Annotated in this window: 22 protein-coding genes; 6 read left to right on the top strand and 16 right to left on the bottom strand. The window is 74.2% G+C overall.

Going from position 1 to position 20739, the window contains the following annotated elements:
- Nucleotides 1-76 precede the first annotated feature (76 nt).
- Nucleotides 77-853, top strand: coding sequence for an acyl-CoA thioesterase domain-containing protein (locus tag ACBI99_RS41340; RefSeq protein WP_375074951.1), 777 nt, complete (start codon nt 77-79; stop codon nt 851-853).
- 22 nt (nt 854-875) lie between these two features.
- On the opposite strand, the gene gndA is transcribed toward ACBI99_RS41340, so the two are convergent.
- Both gndA and ACBI99_RS41330 read right to left on the bottom strand, forming a co-directional pair.
- Complete coding sequence (gndA, locus tag ACBI99_RS41335) at nt 876-2306, bottom strand: NADP-dependent phosphogluconate dehydrogenase (protein WP_375074950.1); 1431 nt, start codon at nt 2304-2306, stop codon at nt 876-878.
- A 60-nt stretch (nt 2307-2366) separates the two neighbouring features.
- On the bottom strand, nt 2367-3059 hold the full coding sequence (locus ACBI99_RS41330) for an HAD family hydrolase (RefSeq protein WP_375074949.1): 693 nt from the start codon (nt 3057-3059) through the stop codon (nt 2367-2369).
- Between the two features lie 23 nt (nt 3060-3082).
- Here ACBI99_RS41330 and ACBI99_RS41325 point away from each other — a divergent pair, with 23 nt between their 5' ends.
- Both ACBI99_RS41325 and ACBI99_RS41320 read left to right on the top strand, forming a co-directional pair.
- Nucleotides 3083-3724, top strand: a complete 642-nt coding sequence (locus ACBI99_RS41325) for an NAD(P)H-binding protein (RefSeq protein WP_219509446.1) — start codon at nt 3083-3085, stop codon at nt 3722-3724.
- Nucleotides 3725-3866: 142 nt separating this feature from the next.
- Nucleotides 3867-6359, top strand: coding sequence for an ATP-dependent Clp protease ATP-binding subunit (locus ACBI99_RS41320; protein WP_375074948.1), 2493 nt, complete (start codon nt 3867-3869; stop codon nt 6357-6359).
- A 27-nt stretch (nt 6360-6386) separates the two neighbouring features.
- Here ACBI99_RS41320 and ptsP read toward each other — a convergent pair whose 3' ends face one another.
- From ptsP to ACBI99_RS41280, 8 genes are read right to left on the bottom strand one after another with little or no spacing between them, the layout of a single operon-like run.
- Nucleotides 6387-7976, bottom strand: coding sequence for a phosphoenolpyruvate--protein phosphotransferase (gene ptsP, locus ACBI99_RS41315; protein WP_375074947.1), 1590 nt, complete (start codon nt 7974-7976; stop codon nt 6387-6389).
- On the bottom strand, nt 7969-8553 hold the full coding sequence (locus tag ACBI99_RS41310) for an HPr family phosphocarrier protein (RefSeq protein WP_375074946.1): 585 nt from the start codon (nt 8551-8553) through the stop codon (nt 7969-7971). Before ACBI99_RS41310 ends, ptsP begins: the two co-directional genes overlap by 8 nt.
- Before the next feature lie 11 nt (nt 8554-8564).
- The gene (locus ACBI99_RS41305; protein ID WP_375074945.1) at nt 8565-9569 is read right to left on the bottom strand and encodes a zinc-dependent dehydrogenase; all 1005 of its coding nucleotides are present in this window, start codon (nt 9567-9569) and stop codon (nt 8565-8567) included.
- Nucleotides 9566-9991: a PTS sugar transporter subunit IIA gene (locus tag ACBI99_RS41300; protein ID WP_219509442.1), complete on the bottom strand. Its 426-nt coding sequence runs from the start codon at nt 9989-9991 to the stop codon at nt 9566-9568. Before ACBI99_RS41300 ends, ACBI99_RS41305 begins: the two co-directional genes overlap by 4 nt.
- Nucleotides 9984-10292 carry a PTS lactose transporter subunit IIB gene (locus ACBI99_RS41295; RefSeq protein ID WP_219509441.1) on the bottom strand — a complete coding sequence of 103 codons (309 nt, stop codon included), beginning with the start codon at nt 10290-10292 and terminating at the stop codon, nt 9984-9986. The genes ACBI99_RS41300 and ACBI99_RS41295 overlap by 8 nt, the downstream gene beginning before the upstream one ends.
- Nucleotides 10293-10295: 3 nt before the next feature.
- Nucleotides 10296-11465, bottom strand: a complete 1170-nt coding sequence (gene mtlA / locus ACBI99_RS41290) for a PTS mannitol transporter subunit IICB (RefSeq protein ID WP_219509440.1) — start codon at nt 11463-11465, stop codon at nt 10296-10298.
- Nucleotides 11466-11513: 48 nt separating this feature from the next.
- On the bottom strand, nt 11514-12512 hold the full coding sequence (gene pfkB / locus ACBI99_RS41285; RefSeq protein ID WP_375074944.1) for a 1-phosphofructokinase: 999 nt from the start codon (nt 12510-12512) through the stop codon (nt 11514-11516).
- Nucleotides 12513-12522: 10 nt separating this feature from the next.
- Nucleotides 12523-13284 (bottom strand): DeoR/GlpR family DNA-binding transcription regulator, encoded by a 762-nt coding sequence (locus ACBI99_RS41280; RefSeq protein ID WP_375074943.1) that lies wholly within the window; start codon nt 13282-13284, stop codon nt 12523-12525.
- A gap of 88 nt (nt 13285-13372) precedes the next feature.
- Between ACBI99_RS41280 and ACBI99_RS41275 the strand changes: the two genes are divergently transcribed.
- On the top strand, nt 13373-14314 hold the full coding sequence (locus tag ACBI99_RS41275) for a hypothetical protein (protein ID WP_219514974.1): 942 nt from the start codon (nt 13373-13375) through the stop codon (nt 14312-14314).
- Here the strand turns inward: ACBI99_RS41275 and ACBI99_RS41270 are convergent.
- The gene (locus tag ACBI99_RS41270) at nt 14296-14928 is read right to left on the bottom strand and encodes an SAM-dependent methyltransferase (protein ID WP_375074942.1); all 633 of its coding nucleotides are present in this window, start codon (nt 14926-14928) and stop codon (nt 14296-14298) included. The two genes, ACBI99_RS41275 and ACBI99_RS41270, sit on opposite strands and share 19 nt — an antisense overlap.
- A 205-nt stretch (nt 14929-15133) precedes the next feature.
- Between ACBI99_RS41270 and ACBI99_RS41265 the strand changes: the two genes are divergently transcribed.
- Nucleotides 15134-16768: a DUF4082 domain-containing protein gene (locus tag ACBI99_RS41265; protein WP_375074941.1), complete on the top strand. Its 1635-nt coding sequence runs from the start codon at nt 15134-15136 to the stop codon at nt 16766-16768.
- 14 nt (nt 16769-16782) lie between these two features.
- On the opposite strand, the gene ACBI99_RS41260 is transcribed toward ACBI99_RS41265, so the two are convergent.
- From ACBI99_RS41260 to ACBI99_RS41250, 3 genes are read right to left on the bottom strand one after another with little or no spacing between them, the layout of a single operon-like run.
- A complete protein-coding gene (locus ACBI99_RS41260) occupies nt 16783-17475 on the bottom strand; it encodes a phenylalanine--tRNA ligase beta subunit-related protein (protein WP_357591622.1) in 693 nt (230 codons plus the stop codon).
- Nucleotides 17476-17507: 32 nt separating this feature from the next.
- Nucleotides 17508-17846, bottom strand: coding sequence for an MmcQ/YjbR family DNA-binding protein (locus ACBI99_RS41255; protein ID WP_219514969.1), 339 nt, complete (start codon nt 17844-17846; stop codon nt 17508-17510).
- A gap of 9 nt (nt 17847-17855) precedes the next feature.
- Nucleotides 17856-18290, bottom strand: coding sequence for a CBS domain-containing protein (locus tag ACBI99_RS41250; RefSeq protein ID WP_246646543.1), 435 nt, complete (start codon nt 18288-18290; stop codon nt 17856-17858).
- A gap of 123 nt (nt 18291-18413) precedes the next feature.
- On the opposite strand from ACBI99_RS41250, the gene ACBI99_RS41245 reads away from it, so the two are divergent.
- Nucleotides 18414-19208, top strand: a complete 795-nt coding sequence (locus ACBI99_RS41245) for a class I SAM-dependent methyltransferase (protein WP_375074940.1) — start codon at nt 18414-18416, stop codon at nt 19206-19208.
- A gap of 24 nt (nt 19209-19232) precedes the next feature.
- On the opposite strand, the gene ACBI99_RS41240 is transcribed toward ACBI99_RS41245, so the two are convergent.
- Nucleotides 19233-19754: a hypothetical protein gene (locus ACBI99_RS41240; RefSeq protein WP_219514965.1), complete on the bottom strand. Its 522-nt coding sequence runs from the start codon at nt 19752-19754 to the stop codon at nt 19233-19235.
- 11 nt (nt 19755-19765) lie between these two features.
- Nucleotides 19766-20707, bottom strand: a complete 942-nt coding sequence (locus tag ACBI99_RS41235; RefSeq protein ID WP_375074939.1) for a hypothetical protein — start codon at nt 20705-20707, stop codon at nt 19766-19768.
- Between the last annotated feature and the right edge of the window lie 32 nt (nt 20708-20739).

Raw genomic sequence — 20739 nt, 5'->3', positions numbered from 1 at the left:
GAGGTCCTCGAACCGGACGGGCTGCGGGATCAGCTGCGTAGCCTGGGCGAACGGCTCTCCACTAGAATCTGATTCTGTGACGTCTGCCTTCTTCACCACGGCCGGGGACGAGCTCGTCCCGGCCCCCCACGCCCGCAGCCCCTGGGCCCTTGACATGCTCCACGGCCGCCTGCTCGGCGGGCTGGCCGCCCGTGCCGTCGAGGACCGGTACGGCGATCCGGAGATGCAGTTCGCCAGGCTCACCGTCGACCTGTTCCGCAACAGCCCGATGCTGCCCGTCACCGTCGAGACCGCCCTGGTCAGGGACGGGCGGCGGATCCGCGTGGCCGACGCCGTCATCCGCACCGAGCAGGGCGTGATCGGCCGGGCGAGCGCCGTACTGCTCAGGAAGGGCGAGCAGCCCGGCGGCGAGCGGCCGGTCACCCCCGCGTGGGACGAGACGCCGCCCGACGGGCCGCCCGCCGAGGGGCCCGGCTGGACGCCGCCGTTCGACCTGTGGCGCCTGTCGGAGTGGGGCGACCCGGGCCGCAGGCGGGTCTGGACGCGGGAGAACCGGCCGCTCGTCGACGACGAGGAGGTCAGCCCGTTCGTCCGGGTGGCGCTGGCGGCCGACTTCGCCAGCCCGCTCAGCGGCATGACGGCGGGCGGGCTGCCGTTCATCAACGCCGACTACACGCTCACGCTGGCCCGGCTGCCGCGCGGCGAGGTGATCGGCCTGGACGCCACCGGCCATCTCAGCGCGGACGGCGTGGCCAACGGGCAGTGCACCGTGCACGACGCGTCCGGGCCCATCGGCTACTGCGTGGTGACGGCGCTGGCCAACCGGATCCCGCCGCCCCCGGCGGCGCGCTGACGCCCGCCGGGGGGAGGCGGCCTCAGGAGGCGGGACGCTCGGCGCGGTCGCCCGACCAGTCGGTGTGGTAGGCGCCCTCCTTGTCGACCCGCAGGTAGGTGTGCGCGCCGAAGTAGTCGCGCAGCCCCTGCACCAGCGCGGCGGGCAGCCGGTCGCGCCGCAGCCCGTCGTAGTAGGCCAGCGCCGAGGAGAAGCCCGGCGTCGGCACCCCGATCTTCACCGCCGTGGCCACCACCCGGCGCCACGACTCCTGCGCGGCGTTGAGCGCCTCGGCGAACGACGGGTCGGCCAGCAGCGTCGGCAGCGCCCGGTCGGCGTCGTAGGCCGCGCGGATCCGGTCCAGGAACTTGGCCCGGATGATGCAGCCGCCCCGCCAGATGGTCGCCATCGCGCCCAGGTCGAGGTCCCAGCCGTACTCCTTGGACGCCGCCGCCATCTGGTCGAAGCCCTGCGCGTAGGCGACGATCTTGGACGCGTACAGGGCCTGCCGCACGTCCTCGACCAGTTCCTTGCCGCCGGTCCCGGTCAGCTCGGGCCCCTGGAGGAGCGGCCGGGCCGCCTCCCGCTGCTCGGGGTGGCCCGACAGCGCCCGCGCGAACACCGCCTCGGCGATCCCCGTCACCGGCACGCCCAGTTCCAGCGCGCTCTGCACGGTCCACCGGCCGGTGCCCTTCTGCTCGGCCCGGTCGACCACCACGTCCACGAACGGCTTGCCCGTCTCGGCGTCGACCTGGTCGAGCACCTCGGCGGTGATCTCGATCAGGTAGGAGTCCAGGTCGCCCTGGTTCCACTCCCGGAACACCCCGGCGAGCTCGGCGGGCGTCGCGCCCAGCGCCTGGCGCAGCAGGTCGTAGGACTCGGCGATGAGCTGCATGTCCGAGTACTCGATGCCGTTGTGCACCATCTTGACGAAGTGACCGGCGCCGTCGGGGCCCACGTGCACCGCACACGGCACGCCGTCCACCTTGGCCGAGATGTCCTGGAGGATCGGGCCGAGCGCCTCCCACGACTCCTTCGAGCCGCCCGGCATGATGCTCGGGCCGTTCAGCGCGCCCTCCTCGCCGCCGGAGATGCCCGTGCCAACGAAGTGGATGCCGCGCTCACGCAGCGCCGCCTCGCGCCGCCGGGTGTCCTCGAAGTACGCGTTGCCGCCGTCGACGATCATGTCGCCCGGCTCCATCAGCGCGGCGAGCTCGTCGATCACCGCGTCGGTGCCCGGCCCCGCCTTCACCATGATGATCGCCCGGCGTGGCCGCTTCAGCGACGCCACGAACCTGGCCAGGTCCTGCGACGGCAGGAACGTGCCCTCGCCGCCGAACTCCCGCACGAGCTGTTGCGTACGGGATTCGGTGCGGTTGTGCACGGCCACCGCGTAGCCGTGCCTGGCCAGGTTGCGCGCCAGGTTGCGGCCCATGGTCGCCAGGCCGGTGACGCCGATGTCTGCCAATTCCATAGTCAGCTCCTCCAAAAGGGGTACGCGTGATCAAAGCTCCGTGGTTCGGCCGGATATTCCTCAGTCGCTCTGCCGCACGCCCAGCTCGTCGAGCCGGTCGAGCATGTCGGCCGGGTCGGCGTAGACGCGGAACGCCCCCGCCCGCTCCAGTTCGTCGCGGCCGTAGCCGCCCGACAGCAGCCCGATGCCGAGCGAGCCGGCCCGCCGCGCCGCCAGCAGGTCCCAGATGCTGTCACCCACCACCATCGCGTGCGCCGGGTCGACGCCGAGCCGCGCCGCGCCGGCCAGGAACAGGTCGGGGTCCGGCTTGGCCCGGCGCACCAGGTCGCGCGTCACCATCGGCGCGTCGTCCGGCAGCCCGAGCAGGCCCAGCGCCAGCCGGGCCGTGCGCGCGTACCCGCTGGTCGCGATCGCCCACGGCACGCCGCGCGAGGACAGCTCCGCCAGCAGCTCCACCGACCCCGGCAGCGGCCGGACCGAATCGGCCTGCTGCTCGTACGCCTCGGCGTGGGTGGTCTGCAGCTCGTCGATCTGCGCCTGGGTGAGCTTCAGCCCGGTCTCGCGCAGCAGGGCGTTGACGAACAGGCCGCCGCTCATGCCGATGCGCCGGTGGATCCGCCACACCGACAGGTCGATGCCCATTCCCGCCAGCGCCTGCCGCCAGGCGATGACGTGCTGGTAGACGCTGTCGATCAGGGTGCCGTCCAGGTCGAACAGAAACGCCGGGGCGGGCGCTTGCGGGAAGTCGTTCATGGCTCCATGACACCATGACGCCCATGAGGATCATCATCGCGGGCGGGCACGGGCAGATCGCGTTGCGGCTGGAGAGGCTGCTGGGAGCGGCGGCCGTCGGCCTGGTGCGCAACCCGGCGCACGTGGCCGACGTCGAGGAGACCGGCGCGCAGGCCGTGCTGTGCGACCTGGAGAAGGCGGGCGTGGAGGAGGTCGCCGGGATCGTCCGGGGGGCGGACGCGGTGGTGTTCGCCGCGGGCGCCGGGCCGGGCAGCGGCGCGGCGCGCAAGGACACCGTCGACCGGGCCGCCTCCGTGCTGATGGCCGACGCCGCCGAGCGGGCCGGGGTGCGCACGTTCGTGCAGATCTCGTCCATGGGCGCGGGCAAGCCGCCCAAGCCGGGCTCCGACGAGGTGTGGGCCGCCTACATCGCGGCCAAGACCGCCGCCGAAGACGACCTGCGCCGCCGCGACCTCGACTGGACCATCCTGCGGCCGGGCCGCCTCACCGACGAGCCCGGCACCGGCCTGGTCCGGCTGGCTCCCGAGGTGCCGCCCGGCCCGGTGCCGCGCGACGACGTGGCCGCCGTCGTCGCCGCCCTGCTCCAGGCCCCGGGGACGGGCCGCCGCACGTTCGAGCTCGTCTCCGGTGACACGCCCATCGTGGACCTCCTCGCGACGGAGTGACCCGCACCCCCCGGAGTGACCCGCACCCCCCGGAGTCAGCCGCACCCCCCGGAGGCGCGGAGGCATTTTGCCGATCGCTGGCTATGCCTTGCGACGGGCCCGGCAAGAGGTCCCGGAGGTGCGCGAGAAGGGGACGAGCAAAATGTCGGATATGTCGTTCTTTGGGCGGGATCCTTTCCGGGGTTTCGAGGAGCTGACCGGCCGGGTGTTCGGCGGGATGGACGCCTGGCCGCCGACCCGGCCCAGCGTCCAGCGCGTCGACGTGGGCAAGCTGCTCAGCGCCTCCGCCCGCGAGGTGCTCGCCGACGCCGTGGAGATCGCCGGCCGGCGCGGCGCCGCCGACCTCGACGCGCTCGACCTCCTCGGCGCCCTCGCCCGCGCCGAGCCCACCCGCGAGCTGCTGCGCTCGGCCGGCGTCGACACCGGCAGGCTCGGCGACCGCATCGGCACGCTCGCCGGGCAGGGACCCGCCGCCGAGCCGCCCGACACGCTCTCCCCGTCGGCCAAGCGCGCCGTCCTGGACGCCCAGCGCGTCGCCCGCGCCCTGAACTCCTCCTACATCGGCCCCGAGCACCTGCTGCTCGCGCTCGCCGCCAACCCCGAGTCCACCGCCTCCGAACTGCTGCGCGAGCAGGGCGTCTCCGCCAACGAGATCCAGCGCGCCCTGCTCTCCTCCGGCCCCGGGCAGCCCGGCGGCGAACGCCGCGACAGCGGCACCCCCTCACTCGACGAGTACGGGCGCGACCTCACCGAGGAGGCCAGGCAGGGCCGCGTCGACCCGGTCGTCGGCCGCGAGGACGAGATCGAGCAGTCCATCGAGGTCCTGTCACGCCGCACCAAGAACAACCCCGTGCTCATCGGCGAGCCCGGCGTCGGCAAGACCGCCATCGTCGAGGGCATCGCCCAGCGCATCGTCAACGGCAGCGTCCCCGACACGCTCAAGGACCGGCGCGTCATCGCCCTCGACCTGACCGGCATGGTCGCCGGGTCGAAGTACCGGGGCGAGTTCGAGGAACGGGTCAAGAAGGTCGTCGACGAGGTACGCGCCCACGCCGACGAGGTCATCGTGTTCATCGACGAGGTGCACACGCTGGTCGGCGCCGGGTCGGCCGAGGGCGGCATGGACGCCGCCAACATCCTCAAACCCGCCCTGGCCCGCGGCGAGCTGCACGTCATCGCCGCCACCACCATCGACGAGTACCGCAAGAACATCGAGAAGGACGCCGCGCTGGAACGCCGCTTCCAGCCCATCCTCGTCACCGAGCCCACCGTGGAGCAGACGGTCGAGATCCTCGCCGGGCTGCGCGACGCGTACGAGGCCCACCACCAGGTGCGCATCACCGACGAGGCGCTCGACGCCGCCGCCACCCTGTCGGCCCGCTACGTCGCCGACCGGTTCCTGCCCGACAAGGCCATCGACCTGATGGACCAGGCCGCCGCCCGGGTCCGGCTGCGCTCGCGCACCCCCGGCAGCGACGTGCGCGAGCTGGAGGAACGCCTCGCCTCCCTGCGCCGCGACAAGGACCAGGCGGTCTCCGCCGACGACTTCGACCGGGCCAAGGAGATCACCGGCCAGATCGACAAGCTCCGCCCCGAGCTCGACCGGGCCAGGCAGGGCCGCGACGCCGCCCCGCAGGTCACGGTCGAGGACATCGCCGAGGTCGTCTCCCGCCGCACCGGCATCCCCGTCACCCAGCTCACCACCCAGGAGCGCGACCGGCTGATGCGGCTGGAGGAACACCTGCACGAACGCGTCATCGGCCAGGACGAGGCCGTCGTCGCCATCGCCGAGGCGGTCCGCCGGGCGCGCGCCGGTCTGGCCGACCCGAACCGGCCCATCGGCAGCTTCCTGTTCCTCGGCCCGACGGGCGTCGGCAAGACCGAGCTGGCCAGGGCGCTCGCGGCGGCACTGTTCGGCGGCGAGGACCACATGGTGCGCATCGACATGAGCGAGTTCCAGGAGCGGCACACGGTCTCGCGGCTCATCGGCGCCCCGCCCGGCTACGTCGGCTACGAGGAGGCCGGGCAGCTCACCGAGGCCGTCCGCCGCCGCCCGCACGGCGTCATCCTGCTCGACGAGATCGAGAAGGCGCACCCGGACGTGATGAACATCCTGCTCCAGATGCTCGACGACGGCCGCCTCACCGACGGCCAGGGCCGCACCGTCGACTTCACCAACACGATCGTCATCATGACCAGCAACATCGGCGCCCAGATGATCCTCGACGCCCAGGGCGACACGCCCGACCTGCAGGACCGGCTCATGGACCTGCTGCGCCACTCCATCCGGCCCGAGCTGCTCAACCGCATCGACGAGACCATCGTCTTCCGCCGCCTGGACAGGAGCCAGCTCCGCCAGATCGTCGACCTGCTGCTGGAGCGCACCCGGCAGCGGCTGCGCGGCCAGGACGTGGCGCTGGAGGTGAGCGACGCGGCCAAGGACTGGCTCGCCGAGCGCGGCCACCAGCCCGAGTTCGGCGCCCGCCCGCTGCGCCGCACCGTGCAGCGCGAGCTGGACAACCGCCTGTCCACGATGCTGCTCACCGGCGAGGTCGGGGAGGGCGGCGCCGTCGACGTGGACGCCCAGGACGGCGAGCTCACCCTGCGCGCCCGCACCCCGGAACCGGCGAGCTGACCGCCCGCCACTCCCGGCCCGGGCCTGTCAGGAGAGGGCGGCGCGCGCCAGCTCGCGGCATTCGGCGTACGTGTGCCGCGACAGCGCGTCCCGGACGGCGGGGACGCACGACGGCGCCATCGACAGGCTCGTCACCCCCAGCCCGGCCAGCACCGGGGCGAGCGCCGGATCGCCGGCCGCCTCGCCGCAGACGCCGACCGGCTTGCCCGCCGCCAGGCCCGCCTCCGCGCACGCCGCCACCAGGCGCAGCAGCGCCGGCTGCGCCGGGTCGAGCAGGTCGGCCAGCGCCGGATGCTGCCGGTCGGCGGCGAAGGCGTACTGGCTGAGGTCGTTGGTGCCGACGCTGAGGAAGTCCACCTCCTCCAGCAGCCGGTCGGCCAGCAGCGCGGCGGCCGGGATCTCCACCATGACGCCCACCCGGGCCACCCCCCGGGCGCGCGCCCTGGCGGCGAACCCGGCGGCCTCGTCCCGGGTGGCGACCATCGGCGCCATCACCCACGCCTCCGCGCCCGTCCGCCGCGCCGCCTCGGCGATCGCGTCGAGCTGCGTGTCGAGCACGCCCGGCAGCACCCGGTCGACCCGCAGCCCGCGCATGCCCAGCGCCGGGTTGTGCTCCGGCGGCAGCCCGAGGAACGGCAGCGGCTTGTCGGTGCCCGCGTCCAGCGTCCGCACCACGACGTGCGCCGCCCGCCCGAACACCTCCGCATAGGCCGCCACCTGCTCGTCGAACGACGGCGCCCGCTCGCGACCCAGGAACAGGAACTCGGTGCGGAACAGCCCCACCCCCTCACCGTCAGGCACCAGATCGGCGGCCGAGCCGATGTTGAGCAGCAGTCCGACCGGCCGCCCGTCGGCGGTCCTGCCGGGCCCGCCGGTCGCGGCCAGCCGCTCCCGCTCCCGGCGGTCGCGCTCGCACGCCGCCTCGGCCTCCTCCCGGCTGATGCCCGCCGTGACCTCGCCGGTCACGCCGTCCACGCACACGTACGTGCCGTCCGCCAGGTCCATCACGCCCGGGCACGCCACCACGGCGGGCAGGCCCCGGCCGCGCGCCAGGATGGCGGTGTGGCTCGTCGGGCCGCCCTTCGCCGTCACCAGCGCCAGCACGTCCGGCCCGAGCCCGGCGGTGTCGGCGGGCGACAGGTCCTCGGCGGCCAGCACGTACGGATGCCCGGGGGAGGGCAGGCCCGGCATCGGCACGCCCAGCGCAAAGGCGACGGCCCGGTGCCTGAGGTCGTCCAGGTCGGCCGCCCGTTCGGCCAGGTAGCCGCCGAGCGCCGCGATCGCCTCCCGGTGGCGGGTGAACGCGGCGTCGAGCGCGTGCGGGGCGTCCAGGCCGTCGCGTACGCCCTGCTCGGCCTCCTCCCGCAGCATCGGATCGTCGGCGATCATGGCCAGCGCGCCCAGGATCTCGGCCGCGTCACCCTCGGCCGCGGCGGCGCGCTCGCGCAGCCCCGCGGCCACCGCCTCCAGCGCCCCGGCGACCACCGCCCCCTCGGCCTCCGCGTCGCCGACCGGCCGAGGAGCCGGAAGCACGGGCGGCGCGGCCATCCGCACCACCGGCCCCGCCACCACCCCCCGGCTGACCCCCAGCCCGGCCAGCCTCACCACCTCACCCACCGACAACCTCCCCAGCCCCCAACCCTGCCCCCTGGCCTGTACCCGGTATCGCGCCCGCGCCCGAGCCCGAGCCCGCACCTCCGCCCAAGCCCGCGCCCCCTTCCGGGGCCGCGCCTTCCTCCGGGGCCGGGGTTTCTTCGGGAGGTGGGGGTCCGTCCGGGCCCGCGCCTCTCTTCGGGGGTGGGGACTCGTCCGGGGTTGGGGGTCCGTGCCGGGTTGGGGCTTCGCTTGGGGGCGCGCCGCCGTCCGGGGTCGCGTTTCCCTTCGGGGGCTGGGCCCCTTGCGGGGTTGGGGGTCCGTCCGGGGGCGGGGGGTCGTCGAGGTCGCGGGAGAGGAGGGCGGCGAGGGTGTCGAGGGCGGCGTCGGCGCCGGGGGCGTCCGACTCCAGCGTCACCTCGGTCCCGCGGACCGCGCCCAGCGACAGCACGCCGAGCATGCTGGACGCCGGGACCGCCTTCCCGTCGCCCGCCCGGATGCGCACCGGCACCCCCAGCCGCGCCGCCTCCTGGACGAACAGCTTGGCGGGCCGCGCGTGCAGCCCGCTCGCCGACGCGATGGTCACCGTCCGCGATGCCATGGCCTGCCTCCTCAGGGTTCGATCGTGACCTTGATGGCCGCGCCCCGGCTGACGAGCTCGATGCCGTCGAGCACCCGGGACAGCGGCAGCCGGTGGGTGATGAGGTCGCCGACCGGCACGGCGCCCGCGGCGATCAGCCCGAGCGCCTCGGCGTTGTGGGCGGGGCTGGAGCCGTTGGCGCCGACGATGGTCAGCTCCCGGTAGTGCACCAGGTTGGAGTCCAGCCGGATGACCGGATCGTCCTTGGGCAGCCCGCCGAAGAAGCTGACGCGGCCCCGCCGGGCGGCCATGTGCACGGCCTGCTCCTGGGCCACGCCCGACGCCGCGGCGGTGACGACCACGTCGGCGCCACGGCCTCCGGTCAGCTTGAGCACCTGTTCCACCACGTCCCCGTCGATGGCCGCGTCGGGCCGTACGAGGTCAGCGGCGACGGCGAGGCGGGCGGCGTTGACGTCGGTGAGGAAGACGCGGCCCGCCCCGCGCGCCCGGGCGAGCCGCACGTGCAGGCAGCCGATCGGCCCCGCCCCCATGACCACCACGTCGTCACCCGTACCCACGCCGGCCAGCGTCTGCCCGTTGAGCACGCAGGCGAGCGGTTCGGCCAGCGACGCCTCGGCGAACCCGACGCCGTCCGGGACGGCGTTGACGCCGTTGACGGCCAGCACCTTGGCGGGCACGATCAGCCATTCGGCGAAGCCGCCGTCGTAGTGGTAGCCCATCGACTCCTGCGCCGGGCAGACGGCCGGGCGGCCCCGGCGGCACTCCGCGCAGGCGCCGCACGGGATCGCGGCGATCACCTGGACCCGCTCGCCGGTGCCCGCCACCTCGCCGGCGATCTCGTGCCCCATCACGCGGGGCGGCCTGATGTGGTGGTGCCCGAACTTGTAGATCTTGGCGTCGGTGCCGCACGTCGAGCAGTTGCGCACCTGGATCTTCAGCTCGCCGGGCCCGGCGACGGGCTCCGGCGCGTCCTCCACCCGGATGTCGCCCGGGGCGTGGAATCTGGCGACCTTCACGTCAGCTCCTCGATCACGTGGTTCACCTCGGTGGCCTCGCGCAGGGTCCGGGCCCGGGCGGGGTCGAGCAGCACGTCGGCCAGCGCGGCCAGCAGCGGCACGTGCCCGTCGCCGGCGGCGGCGATGCCGACGCAGACGGTGACGCGCTCGCCGTCCCAGTCGACGCCTTCGGGGAAGCGCACCACGCAGATCGCGTCGCGCAGCACGTCCTGCCTGGCCGCCGCCGTGCCGTGCGGGATGGCGAAGCCCTCACCGGCGTAGGTGGAGATCGTCCGCTCGCGTTCGAGCATGGCCTCGATGTACGGCTCGGCGACGGCGCCGACGTCGGCCAGGGCGCGCCCGCACCGGCGGATCGCCTCGTCGCGGCCGGACGCGCTCTCGTGCAGCAGCACGGCACGGGGGTCGAGCAGGCCGTCACGCATCGACGACGCCGCCGTTCCTGATGGTGGTGACGAGCCTGGTCACCGCCGGGTCGCCGAGGAAGATCTGGAACGGCACCAGCGCCTTGCCCGGCGCCGCCGCTCTCGCCCTGGCGGCCAGGCCCGCGTGGCAGAGCACCACGTCGGCGTCGGCCGGGATGTCGTTGACCGGCGTGTGCTCGACGGCGACGCCGCTGTCCTTGAGCTGCTTCCTGAGCTGGGAGGCGAGCATCACGCTGCTGCCCATGCCCGCGTCGCAGGCGACGACGATCTTGCGGATGTCCTTGCTGTCGATGCTCGTCATGGTTCATGCCTCCTTGGCGGCGGTCCGGTGCTCGGGGGAGTCCTCGCGGGCGGCGGCGTCGCGGGGCTCGTCGGCGGCGGGCGTGGCGCTCTCGGCGGGCGGCCCGGCTCCGGCGGGCGGCTCCTTCTCGCCGCGGCCGAACCCCATGAGCAGGGCGGCGACGGCGAACGTCACGGCGGTGGCGATCGCGATCCCGAGGATCATGCCCAGCCAGCCGCCTCTCGGCGTCACCGCCGCGTACGCGAAGATGCTGCCCGGCGACGGCGTCGCCACCAGCCCCGAGCCGGTGACCATGAACGTGAACACCCCGGCCGCGCCGCCCGCGATGACGGCGAGGATGAGGCGGGGCTTCATGAGCACGTACGGGAAGTAGATCTCGTGGATGCCGCCGAAGAAGTGGATGATCATCGCGGCCGGGGTGCTGGGGCGCAGCGGGCGCGGGCCGAACAGCAGGTAGGCCAGCAGCAGGCCGAGTCCGGGGCCCGGGTTCGACTCCAGCATGAACAGGATCGACCTGCCGGTCTCGGCCGCCTCCGCGACGCCGAGCGGGCCGAGCACGCCGTGGTTGACGGCGTTGTTGAGGAACAGCACCTTGGCGGGCTCGATCAGCGCCGAGGCCACGGGCAGCAGGCCGTTGCCGACCAGCCAGTCGACCGCGTCGCCGGCGACGTTGGTGATCACCTGGACGACCGGGCCGATGCCCCACACACCGGCGACGGCCATCGCGCCGCCGACGATGCCGGCGCTGAAGTTGTCCACCAGCATCTCGAACCCGGACCGGGTCCGCGCCTCAGTGAACTTGTCCACATATTTCAGGATCAGGGCGGCGAGTGGGCCGACGATCATGGCGCCGAGGAACATCGGGATGTCCGCCCCCACCACGACGCCCATCGCGGCGACCGCGCCCACCACCGCCCCGCGCTGCCCGTGCACCATCCGCCCCCCGGTGTAGGCGATGAGCACGGGCAGCAGGACCTTGATGATCGGCTCGACCATCGCGGCGAACGACTCGTTCGGCAGCCAGCCGGTGGGGATGAACAGGGCGGTGATGAGTCCCCAGGCGATGAACGCGCCGATGTTCGGCATGATCATCCCGGCCAGGTGGCCGCCGATCCGCTGGATCGTGGCCTTGACGCCGGTCCCGTGGACCGGAGGGGTGTAGGTGTCGGCCATTGGACATGCTCCTTCGGGGGGATGAGCAGACTCCAGGGGGTGAGCCGGTCAGCGACCCGGCGGCGGCCGCGCCGGGCCGGTGGTCGAGGTGAGCGGCCGCGCCGGGTCGAGGGCCGAGGTGAGCGGGCGCGCCGGGTCGGGTGCGTGGACGCGTACGGCGTCGCGGCGGATGTCGCGCGGGCCCGGCATGCGGCTGCCCGGCAGGCCGACCGCCGCCGCGCCCCAGGCCAGCGCCTCCACCAGGGCGCGCTCGCCGCGCGCCCCGGCGGCCAGGAAGCCCGCCAGCATCGCGTCGCCCGCGCCGACCGCGCTGCGCGGCCCGGCGACCGCGGCCTCGCCGTACCAGATCCCGCCGTCCTCGACGAGGACCGCGCCGTCGGCGCCCAGGCTGGCCAGGACGGTACGGGCCCCGGCGGCGCGCAGCTCGCCCGCCGCCTCCACCACGTCGCCCAGGCAGCGCAGCGCCCGGCCGGTGGCGGCGGCCAGCTCCTCCAGGTTCGGCTTGACCAGCGCCGGGGCGGCGCCGAGCGCGCGGGCCAGCGCGGCGCCGCTGGTGTCGACCGCCACGTGGATCCCGGCCCCGGCGAAGCGGCGGCACAGCCGCGCGTAGACGTCGTCGGGCACCCGCGGCGGCAGGCTGCCGGAGGCGACCACCCAGTCCGCCTCGTGCGCGGCGGCCAGCACGGCGTCGGCGACGGTGTCGAGCTCGGCCGGCGACAGCGCGGTGCCCGGCTCGTTCACCTTGGTGACGGTGCCGTCGGGCTCGGCGAGCGTGACGTTGGACCGGGTCCGCCCGGCCACCGGCACCGTCACCATGTCCAGCCCCTCCTGGCCGAGCAGGCGCACGAGCTGCCGCCCCTCGTCGCCCCCGAACGGCACCACCGCCCGCGACGCCACGGCGTTGGCCAGCAGCGCCCGCGACACGTTCACCCCCTTGCCGCCGGGGTCGAGCCGCGCCGCCGCCGCCCGGATGACCGCGCCCCTGGCCAGGGCCCCGATCTCGATCGTGCGGTCCAGGCTCGGGTTCAGCGTCAGGGTGAGGATCACCGCCGCCCCCTCAGGCCCGGACGACCTCGGGCCCGGCGGCCGACAGCTCGGCGGCCAGCGCCGGGTCGAGGCCCGTGTCGGTGATCACCACGTCGATCTCGGCCAGCGTGGCGAACGACGCCAGGTACGTGTTGGTGAACTTGGTGTGGTCGGCCAGCAGCACGCTGCGCTGCGCGGCGCCGACCATCGCCCGCTTGATCGCCGCCTCCGCCGGGTCCGGCGTGGTCAGCCCGCGCGCCGCCGAGCAGCCGTTCGCGGCCATGAACGCGACGTCCACGTGGAGCTGCGACAGCGGCCGCAGCGCCCAGTCGTCCACCGTCGCCAGCGTGCGCCCGCGCACCCGGCCGCCGAGCATGATGACGTTCAGGTTGGCGCGGGCGGCCAGCGCCGTGGCCAGCGGCGGCGAGTTGACCACCACGGTGAGCTCGCGGTCGGCGGGCAGCACCCCCACCATGCGGCCCGTGGTGGTGCCCGCGTCGATGATCACTGACCCGTCCTCGGGCAGCTCGGCGAGCGCGGCCTTGGCGATGCGCTCCTTCTCGGCCGTCATCACCTCGTCGCGGGCCGCCAGCGCGGGCTCGAACCCGAGCCGCTCCACCGGGATCGCGCCGCCGTGCACCCGGCGCAGCACGCCCGCCCGCTCCAGCGCGGTCAGGTCGCGGCGGATGGTCTCGGTCGTCACGTCGAGCTCGCCGGCCAGGGACACCACGTCGACGCGGCCCGCCGCGCGCGCCCTGCGGAGGATCTCCTGCTGCCGCTCCTCGGCGTACATGATGTGGGTTCACCGCCGTTTCGAGTTGGATTCCCCTTTGTTTAACTCCGTTTCTGTGGAGTCGTCAAGACTCTGATAGGTATGTCGGATGCGTATGAAGCCGTGGGCCGCCGTGGCGGCAGCCGTACCACTCGCAGCGGGATGCGTCGCCGGGCCTTCGGCCGGCCCCGCGTCGGCCACCGCCGCCCCCGAGACGCTGAGCGCCCCCGCGGCCACCCCGTCCGCATCCGCGAGCACGGCCCGTACGGCCCGGCCGCCCAAGGTCCCGGCGGGCACCACGGCCTCCTGGCTCGTCTTCGACCGGACGAAGGGCAAGCCGGTCGCCACCCGTCACGCGCACCGCAAGTTCCGCTCCGCCTCGGTGATCAAGATCCTGATGGCGATCGACTTCCTGGAACGGAACCGGCAGGTCTCCGCCGCCGACGCCCGGCTGCTCAAGATCATGCTGCGGGAGAGCGACGACGACGCCGCCTCCACGCTGTGGGACCGGGGCGGCAAGGGCGCCATCGTCACCCGGATGGCCCGCAAGCTGCGGCTGTCCGACACCACGCCGCCGCCCGCCACCCACCCCGGCTTCTGGGGGTACGTGTCGCTGAGCGTCCACGACATCGTGCGCACCTACCGCTACCTGCTCGACACCGCCGAGCCGCGCGTCCGCGACATCGTGCTCGGCCACCTGCGCGAGGCCACCCCGTGCGGCAGCGACGGCTTCGACCAGACCTTCGGCATCCCCAGCGCGGTGCCCCGGCCGTTCGCGGTCAAGCAGGGCTGGTCCGGGTTCGGCACCGTGCCGCCGGTCCGCTGCGACGCGCGGGCCCAGGGGGCGTCCATCTCCACGGTCGCGCTGCGCTCGCGCGGCTCGGGCATCCCCGACCTCGGCCGTCCCGTGCTCCACACCACCGGCCTGGTGGGCAAGGGCGAGCGTTACGTCATGGCCGTGCTCACGGCGCACCCGGCGGGCGCGACCTGGAGCAGCTCGGTCCGCCGCATCACCGGCCTGACCAAGGACCTCTACCGAGGGCTCTCCTGAGCACGTGAGCCGCCCGGGAGGAAGGTGAACATCCGCTCGCCCCGCCGCAGCGGCGTGGGCGGGCCGGCGTAGCGGTGCACGCCGACGCCGAACTCCGCCGTCTCCAGTGAGACCCGGTCGAACCCCGTCTCCTCGAACCACGCGCAGATCGACGGCACCAGGTCGGGCTCGCGGGTGTGCCGGGTCCACACCACCGTCGCCCCCGGCGCGCACAGCTGGGGCAGCGCGGAGACCGTACGGCGGACGTCGGCGTCGCCGAGGTTGCCGAACAGGCCGCAGACCAGCACCAGGTCGGCCGGTACGGCGCCCGCGTAGGCGTCGGTCAGGGCCGCGTCGCCGCGCATCACCTCCACCCCGGCCGGCGCCCGCTCTTCGGCCAGCCGCGCGTTGCGCTCGTCGAGCTCGACCAGCCGGGCGCGCACCCGGCCACGCCGGGGGTGCACGGCCAGCACCGGCAGGAGGTCGCGGCCCTGGCCCGCGCAGAGGCTCACCACCCGCTCCGCGCCCGCGTCGAGGGCGGCGCGGACGGCGCCCTGGACCACGGCCAGGCGCCGGCCCAGACTCGATCCCGGCCGGTCGTAGTCGTCGTGCCAGCTCACCCAGTCGCGTGCCATGATCCCGATACTGATCAATGCGCGCCCGGCAGGCAACGACATTCCTGAATTTGGGGCCGGCTGCAATCAACGCCGGGCAACGGACCTATTTCTGGCGTATCTCGGTTGGATAACTGAAATATGCGGAAAAGTGCCCGGAGTGGCGCGTGATGCTGGCAGCATGGGGCCGGTTCGCTGATCGGGGATTCATTCTGGAGGCCTCCTCGTGAACGGTTCACCGCACCGCACCCTGACGGCGGCCGCCGCCGCGCTCGTCGCGCTCGCGGCGCTCGCCGGCCCGGCCCCCGCGCTCCCCGCGGAGCGGCAGGCGGCCGTGTTCCCCGTGACGCCCCGGGCGGCGGCGCAGGAGGAGAGCTTCTGGTCGCCGACCAGCGTCGTCCCGGCCAAGCTGGGGCGTGACCGCAGGCCCGTCGAGCTGGGCATGCGCTTCACCGCGTCCCGCACCGGGTCCGCGGTCGCGGTCCGCTTCTACAAGCACCGCCGTGCCGCCGCAGGTCACTCCGCCAGCCTGTGGGACGGCACCGGCAACCGGCTGGCGCGGGTCGCGTTCGGCACGGAGACGGCCTCCGGCTGGCAGGAGGCGCGCCTGCCGGAGCCCGTCACGCTGCGGGCCGGCCGCTCGTACGTGGTCTCCTACCACGCGCCCGACGGCCGTTACGCGGTCGCCCGGCACTACTTCCGCCGCTACCTGCCAGGGACCGACTCGCTCAGCGCCTCCCGCTGGAACGGCGCGTTCGCGTACGGCGCGAGCGCGTTCCCCCGCAGGACCAGCGCCGGCCACAACTACCTCGTCGACGTGGTCTTCCGCCCAGGGACCGGCACCCCGTCCCCGAGCCCGTCCCCCACCAGGACCCGCACCCAGACCCCCACCCCGACCCCAACGGTCACCACCACGGTCACCCCCACGGCCACGGTGAGCCCCACCCGCACCCCGACCAGCACCCCGGAGCCCACCAAGCCCGAGCCCACCAAGCCCGAGCCCACCAAGCCCCAGCCCACGAGCCCCCAACCGACGAGCCCGCAGCCCACCGGCCCCGAGCCGTCGACGCCCGGCAGGCCCGGCTGTGAGCTGCCCGCGCACCCGACTCCCGCCTGCACCGGCGTGCCCGACTCCCTGCGGCTGTCCACCATCAAGGGCGACTTCACCGCCGCCAAGCCCGGCCAGGTCCTCGACGGCGTGCACATCACCGGCGACCTGACCGTGGAGGCGTCCGGCGTCGTCATCAGGAACAGCCGGATCGACGGAATGATCACCAACTGGAAGACGGGCGGCTCGTTCACCATCACCGACTCCACGGTCGGCCCGGAGAAGGGCTGCCGCATCTACCCGGCGGTCGGCGAGAAGAACTTCACCGCCACCCGCATCGAGGTGCGCGGCTTCGACGACGGCTTCCGCATGTCGGGCAGGAACGTCACGATCAGGGACTCGTACGTGAACCTGTGCGGCCCGCCGACGAGCCACTCCGACGGCATCCAGGCGTACTGCCCCGGCGGCATCGTCTGCAGCGGCCTGGTCTTCGACCACAACACGATCGACCAACGCGAGGCGCCCCAGCACTCCGACCCGGTCAACCTGGTCGACAAGAACCTGAGCGCGGTGACGGTGACCGACAACCTGCTGGCCGGCGGCAACTACACGCTGTTCCTGCAGTGGCGCTCCGGGCCGAAGTGGAAGGTGTCGGGCAACAAGCTCGTCCATGACGCCTGGGACTTCGGCCCGGTCAGCTCGGCCGACACGTGCGAGAACATCGACTGGGGCCCGGGCAACGCGGTCGTCACCATCGACAAGCACTACCGCATCACCCGGACGGTCCGGCACCTGCACGACTGCGTCGAATAGAGCGTCGAGCTGGCTCAGAACTCCAGGCGCGGCGACGACGGGCCGAGCACCGCGGCGGCGGGGGTGACGCCCCACGCGGCGCTCAGCTCGCCGCTCAGCACCTCGGTGAGCTTGCGCACGTCCTCGGCGGCCGTGGGGTGCAGGGCCTCGGCGACGATCAGCACGGAGGCGGTCGTGTCGCGGACGGCCGACAGGCCGCTCTGCCGGTTGGTCCAGCGGCGGGCGTGCGCGTGGCCGCCGCCGTCGGCGAAGATCACCTCGCCGGGCTCGGGGTGCTCACGCTCGCCGGCGAGCGTGACGTACTCCTCCTGGCCTGTCGCACGCCGCACCTCCAGGAAGCCGTCCACGCGGGACAGGTCGAACACCGCGACCGGGATCGCGAACGCCACCGACACCGCGTTGCACAGGTCGATCAGCGGATGGATGCGCGGCAGCGCCCCCTCCTTCTTGAACCGGCGCAGCAGGGACTCCGAGGCGCATCGGTACTGCGTCGGCTTGAGCCCCATGCGGGAGAAGGCCCGCCGCCACGCCTGGATCTCCGGCAGCCCGGACTCCGGCCCGGCCGCCAGCCGCTCGGCCGCGGCCGCGTGGTGGGCGCGCAGCGCCTCGTCGACAGAGGCGCCGGGCGTGATGCCCTCGGCCAGGATGGTGCCCGGGACCAGCTCCGGGAAGTCGCGCCAGACGGCGTCGTCGTGCTGGAAGTGCATGGGCCCATCGTCTCAGATTGTCTGGGACCGTCTCAGGCGATGTAGGCGGCGTAGACCTTCTTCGGCACGACCATCCGCCACGCCTCCACGACCAGCTCGCGCATCTCGGCCTCGTCGAGCGCGGCCATGCGCGCGCAGACCCAGTTGAAGCGCAGGTCGGACTCGGGCGGCAGGAGGAACTTGGCGGGCTCGGCGGCGACCAGCGCGGCCCGCTCCTCCTTCGGGAAGGCGAAGCCCATCACGGTCTCGTCGCGCGAGAACGCCAGGTAGACGATGGCGCCCACGCGGAACTTGACCCGGTCCCTGATCAGGTGCTCCGACGACCTCGGCAGGGTCGCCGCGAGCCGCCGCACGTCCTCGACTGTGACCACGGGGCCACGTTAGCGGTTGCCCTCCGCGGCCGAGATGTCGGCCAGCGCCGAGTTCGGGTCGCGTTCGACGGCCAGGTCGCCGATGCTGAGGATGCCGACGGCGCGGCCGTCCTCGACGACGGGCAGGCGGCGCACCGCGTGCGAGCGCATGAGCTGGACGGCCTGCTCGATGCTGGTGTCGGGGCCGATCGCCTCGACGTCCGACGAGCACGCCTCCTTGACGGGCGTCTGCGGGCCCTTGTCGTCGGCGACGAGCCTGACGGTGATGTCACGGTCGGTCACGATGCCGCGCATCCGGCCGTTGTCGTTGACGATGATCGCCCCGGTGTCGTTGTCGCGCATGAGGGCGGCGGCGGCGCTGGCCGGCTGGTCGCCCTCGATGGTGGCGGGGTGGGCGGTCATCACGTCTGCCACGGTCTTGGCCATGGTGAGCTCCTTGTTCATCGGTGGAGCCTCCCAGCTACCCGCTGTCGGGCCGCTAATCCTGACCGGATAGTGAGACGATTTCTCTTGAATGGCGAGACAGGTGTTAGCCTGCCGGGGACGATCACGAGATGAGGAGTCCCGATGGACGCCGTCTACACCCACGGTCACCACGAGTCGGTGCTGCGCTCCCACCGCTGGCGCACGGCCGCCAACTCGGCCGCCTACCTGCTGCCTCACCTGGAGCCGGACATGACGCTGCTCGACGTGGGCTCCGGGCCCGGCACCATCGCCGCCGACCTGGCCGCGCGGGTGTCGCGGGTGACGGTGTCGGAGGTGACGCCCGAGGCGCTGGCGCTGGCCGAGGCCGAGCTGGAGGCCAGGGGCGTGACCAACGCCGACTTCCGCGTGGCCGACGCCCACGCGCTCAGCTTCCCCGACGGCGCCTTCTCCGTCGTCCACGCCCACCAGGTGCTCCAGCACGTCGGCGACCCCGTCCTGGCCCTGCGCGAGATGGGCCGGGTGACCAGGCCGGGCGGGCTGGTGGCGGCGCGCGACAGCGACTACACCGCCTTCGCCTGGTATCCGCTGCTGCCCGCGCTGGCGGAGTGGATGGCCCTCTACCAGAAGCTGGCCCGCGCCAACGGCGGCGAGCCCGACGCCGGGCGGCGCCTGCTGTCGTGGGCCCGCGCCGCGGGCTTCACCGACGTCACCGCCACCGCCTCCGTCTGGTGCTTCGCCACGCCCGCCGACCGGGCCTGGTGGGGCGGCATGTGGGCCGAGCGGATCCTGCGCTCCGCCATGGCCGAGCAGGCCCTGGCCAGCGGCGCGGCCACCGAGGACGACCTGCGCCGGATGTCCGGCGGCTGGCTGGAGTGGGCCGCGGCCGACGACGCCTGGCTGTCGATCACCCACGGCGAGATCCTCTGCCGCGTGTGACGGGCGGCGCCCGCGACCGGTCGTTCAGAGGCCGAGCGTGCCCGCCCGCTGCCACTGCGGGTCGCGGTAGAGCACCACGTCGGTGCCCTCGATCAGCTCGTCCGGCGCCGACAGCATGGTGATCTCGCCGGCCGCCTGCAGCTCCAGCAGCAGGTCACGCACCCGCGGCCCCACCGGCAGCCGCCCGGCGGGCAGCCGCAGCCCGTCGCGGATCGTGTCGGCGATCTGCGACAGGCTGAACGGCCCGTCGAACCCCGACACCACGCCCCGCACCATCGTCATCGTGATGCGCTCCTCGGCCTCGGCGTGGGCGAGCTGCCAGGTCATCTGCTCGCGCCGGCCGCCCGTGCCGGCGCACGACGGGCAGCGGTGCGTCAGGCCCGGCGCCAGCACCTCCTCGGCCGAGCCGAGGCAGGCCGTGCACAGGTGGTTCTCGGCGGCGTGCAGCTCGGCCGCCATCCGCCCGGCGAACTGCGCGCCGCAGTCGCACGAGTAGGCGTCGCCGAGGATCGTGCCGGACGGTGCGGAGATCGTGTGTTTCGTCATCGCGGGTCACCCTACCCGCGCGCGGCCAGCCCGCGCAGACGGCGCAGCGCCTTGCGGGCCGAGGCCGACACGCGGGCGTCCGGGTGGTGGTCGATGAACACCCTCAGCACCGCCTCCGCGCCCGGATGGTCGGCCAGCGCCAGCAGCGCGACGGTGCCCGCCTGCTCCTCCGGGTCCAGCCCGAGCGCCACCGACTCGACCACCTCGTCCGCCTCGCCGCCGAACTCCAGCAGCGCCGCCGCCATGTCCACCAGCGCCCAGGCGAGCTCGCCCGACCCCGGCCGCCCGTCGCCGTCCCCGCCGGTGCCGTCGCCGTCGCCGCGGTGGTCGCGGCCCAGCCTGGCGGCGACCACCGCGCCCGTCCGGGGCTCCGCGAGCAGCCCGTCGAGCGCCCGGCGGCCGTCCTCGCCGAACCGGGTGGCCAGCAGCTCGATCCCGACCGCCCGGCCCAGCGGGCTCGCCCCGCCGACCGCGGCGGCGATCTCCGCCGCCGCTGCCGCCCGGTCGCGGCCCGCGAGCCAGCCGGCCAGCTCCTCGTCGCGTTCCGGCTCCGGGTACGAGCGCAACCCGTGCAGCAGCGCGGCGGCGTCCCCGCCGGCCAGCGACCCCATGACCGGCACCCGCTGCCCGGTCACCTCGGCGATCAGCTCCCTGCCGGTCCACAGGCCGAGCGGCGTCAGCTCGTACGGCGCGGAGTCCCGTACCAGGCCGAGCCGGGCGAGCGCGGCGGGCGGCTCGCCGGCGGCGGGGTCGCGCGCCAGGAACCGGCGGACCAGCTCCAGCAGCAGCCCCTCCTCGCCGCCGAGCACGTCCCGGCAGGTCAGCGCCCACGCGCGCAGCACCTGCGCGGGATCGCCGCCCTCGGGGGCGCCGGGCACGGCGGCGGCCAGCTCGCCGTCAGGCGGTAAATGGATGGGCGGCTGGAGTGGCAGAGTGTCATCGTAGGGGGCCATTGCCCCATCCTGTCGGATATTTGTGGAGATCA

Source organism: Nonomuraea sp. ATR24 (assembly GCF_041950485.1).
Classification (GTDB): domain Bacteria; phylum Actinomycetota; class Actinomycetes; order Streptosporangiales; family Streptosporangiaceae; genus Nonomuraea; species Nonomuraea ceibae.
Note: the sequence above shows the minus strand (reverse complement) of the source record. Positions and strands in the feature narration are given on the sequence as shown.